Raw genomic sequence first — 2,973 nt, 5'->3', positions numbered from 1 at the left:
AGTGGATCACTTTTTACCCGTTGTTGACATCAGGCTTTCTAAATACTCCTCCGCTCTGTTCCAGTCGTGATCCTCTGGTAGCTCCTTGCTTGAATCAGCCATGAAACAGGCTTCAACGTGATCGTAATGAAACAGCAGGGTAAGAATACTTTCTTGTTGCCATTGTTCAGGCGTTTTCAATCCGTAACTGTTAGTCATTTGATACTCCCCCATTTACGATCCTCGTTTGGTGTTGCTTGTTGAATTGCCTCTTTCAACACATGTTCAAAGTTCACGCCGTGCTCCTGGCTTCTCTGCCACATGTCCAAAAATGCTACGGCGAATTTCAATTCTTCTTCGCTCTCAATAGGGCTGAAAGCGGTTGTGTGTTCGTTCATCTCTATAATCTCCATACTCATTACTCCTCTTCAAAGGTCATTGTGTAGCGGCATGTGCGAGGGCAGGCAATAGCGCCAGCGTGAGCACAATTAAGCCTTTCATGTTGATCACCATTCTAAAGAAAACTCGTCTGTTAAATCGTCCTGCACATCCTGACCATACCCGATGTAATACATCGTTGACCGTGGATCTGTCTGTCCCAGGAAATGGGCGATCTGTTCAATCGGCACCCCATTCTCGAATAAAATTCGGCCCCGACTTTTTCGGGGTGTATGGCATCCCACGTTAGAGAATCCCGCTCTACGGCCCATCTTGCCGAACTCGGCAAACACCGTGTTACGTGTAACGGGGTTTCCTCTACTGCGTAATGTGGCAGCACTGAAAATGTAATCTGTAGCTACAGGCATCTTAGCTTGTTCTGCCTTGCGTTCTGCCACCACTGACAACATGGACGCTGTAACTTTTGGCCTTACCACGTTCCCCGTTTTTTCCTGCTTCACCTTGAGGTGAGATTGCCCTTCTACATCCTCATACTTGAGCTTGAGCACGTCAGAGATACGTAACCCGCTCTCATACATAAACACCCACAAGCAATAGAACAGGTTGCTTCTGGCGTTGCGCTGTAGCTCTGCTGCCACTGCCTTAACATCGTCTGCACTCTTTAGCGCCTGGCTAATACCTTTCATCTTTACCCCTCCTCATGTTCGTTTCGTTGAAATTATCATTGATCAGAAATTGATCATTTTCAATAAGTTGTACGATACGTAAATTTAAGAAGAGCACAAAATGATCAAAATGTGTGCGCGGTTGCCTGACCTATCGAACACCGCCCGAGGCACTTCCCCAATTCCAGGCGCAGATTTTGGCAAATATCAGTAAGTGATTGAAAAATAGATGAAAATAAATTTAATCTCATAGTTCATGAAACGGTGGGTATGTCAAGAAATTTATTTTCGATGGTGGGGTGTTACTCCTGTTTGCACGGTGAAGTGATGGAAAAGTGTACTTAATTATTTAAATCAATGAGTTACACAATACACTTTACTAAAGTGTATCGAATCGGGTGAGATTTGCACGGTAAATGAGAGGTTTTCTCATTTGTGGCGATGGGATTTGAGTTGATGAGAATTGTTCTCAAAAATGGCGGTTTTGGCATAAAAATAAACCGATGCTTCATTTTTAGAGAAAGTCGTTAAGCAGGACGGGTATACATCAAAGTGATGATTGTTACGACGATCAGCTACGAGCCGCATGGCGCAAGACTTTCGCACAAGTGAGTGATAGTTTCAATTGTTACTATCCTGATAACTATGGCAACTTTAACCCTGTAACAACGGCAATCTTTACCTGCCATTTACCAGCGGATTACATGCCAGTTTGATGGGAATTACACTAGGGTTGTTGCATGGGATAAATCGGAGTGAGCAGGGCGACGATTTACCGTTGGGTAAAGTGAGAAATGAGCCCCCTACAGAAATCTGTTACCCTTTAGACTTTCTATGCACCAGTACCCCTACAAAATACTGTGACCCTACCCCCACAGAAAACTGTTAGACACCCCCACAGAATTTTGGGGGAGGGGGTAACAGAATTCTGTTAGCTATTAGATCACTTATTAAATTACTTTATTAGATCAGAACTTATTATCTTTTTACGCTGTCCCTGGTCGGTACTCTACGGGAAATCTCACCTACGCCACCCTTGACGGGCTGACGGTTCGACCCCGTACCGCTCAGGAACAAGCACAAGCGTAACTCTGTACCTTCTTGACTCGTGCAAACTCCGTTTCTGACGAACGTCAGGCGCGAATGAATTTATGCCGTAGGCAAAGTACCGTTGCGCTGCGCGCGGAATAGTCGTGTGCTTCGCCAGTGGCTAAAGTTCACTTACCCTCGTACCTCGTGCAAGTTCACTAAGCCTCAATCCAATACCAACACCTACCATCCTGATAACTACCGTTATCCCTCTGTAGTTGTGCTATTGGTTTCGGGAGTAAGTGCCAGAGGTGCGCCCGTATGCCGTTAGGCTTCACAGGAGCCTCATAGAGCGCTTTAAACAGGTAGGGGAATACAGATGTAGCGCATGTGTATGCAAACCTTGTGTGGCTCGATACAGCGCGTTTCATGTTGATTGGTAGAGGTTGATCACAATTGAGAGGTGTGCTATGATCTTAAATGGGATAAATTAACCTGAATCTATTGACATTTGAATCATTTCATGATAGAGTAACTAAGTAGGGTGTGGAAAGCATTCATCCTGTCATCTTTAAAGGCATCCTGCCTAACCACAAAATCCAAAATCCACCGCACTATCAGGCAACGTTAATAACGTTCTCCCTGGATGGTGTTTCCGTGTATCTCACGCAAGGAGAACCCACATTAAGTATTTTAATCCAGAGCTTGTCTTCGAGGCTTTAAAAGCCGGAAGCCAAACACGTAAGGCAATTAACAGCCAGCGAGCAGCAGCAAAGCGTCAAGGTTATTTCGAACACGCTGAACGATTACGCAAAGGAATCGAACTTTACGATCAGTGGAAAGCTGAACAGGCTGAAACCACTACCAACAATTAAGCCAGAAGGAGAAAACCACATGAGCG

3 protein-coding genes are annotated in these 2,973 nt (G+C 45.0%); all 3 read right to left on the bottom strand.

Going from position 1 to position 2,973, the window contains the following annotated elements; all coding sequences use genetic code 11:
• Nucleotides 1–6 precede the first annotated feature (6 nt).
• Entirely contained in the window at nt 7–198 is a 192-nt protein-coding gene (locus FDW88_RS04015; RefSeq protein WP_137362069.1) for a hypothetical protein, read from the bottom strand.
• Nucleotides 195–392 (bottom strand): hypothetical protein, encoded by a 198-nt coding sequence (locus FDW88_RS04010; protein ID WP_048240687.1) that lies wholly within the window; start codon nt 390–392, stop codon nt 195–197. Before FDW88_RS04010 ends, FDW88_RS04015 begins: the two co-directional genes overlap by 4 nt.
• A 93-nt stretch (nt 393–485) precedes the next feature.
• Nucleotides 486–1,064 carry a tyrosine-type recombinase/integrase gene (locus FDW88_RS04005; protein ID WP_137362068.1) on the bottom strand — a complete coding sequence of 193 codons (579 nt, stop codon included), beginning with the start codon at nt 1,062–1,064 and terminating at the stop codon, nt 486–488.
• Nucleotides 1,065–2,973: the final 1,909 nt, after the last annotated feature.

The sequence above is a fragment of the Citrobacter sp. wls829 genome (genome assembly GCF_005280825.1).
GTDB classification, from domain to species: domain Bacteria; phylum Pseudomonadota; class Gammaproteobacteria; order Enterobacterales; family Enterobacteriaceae; genus Citrobacter; species Citrobacter gillenii.
Note: the sequence above shows the minus strand (reverse complement) of the source record. Positions and strands in the feature narration are given on the sequence as shown.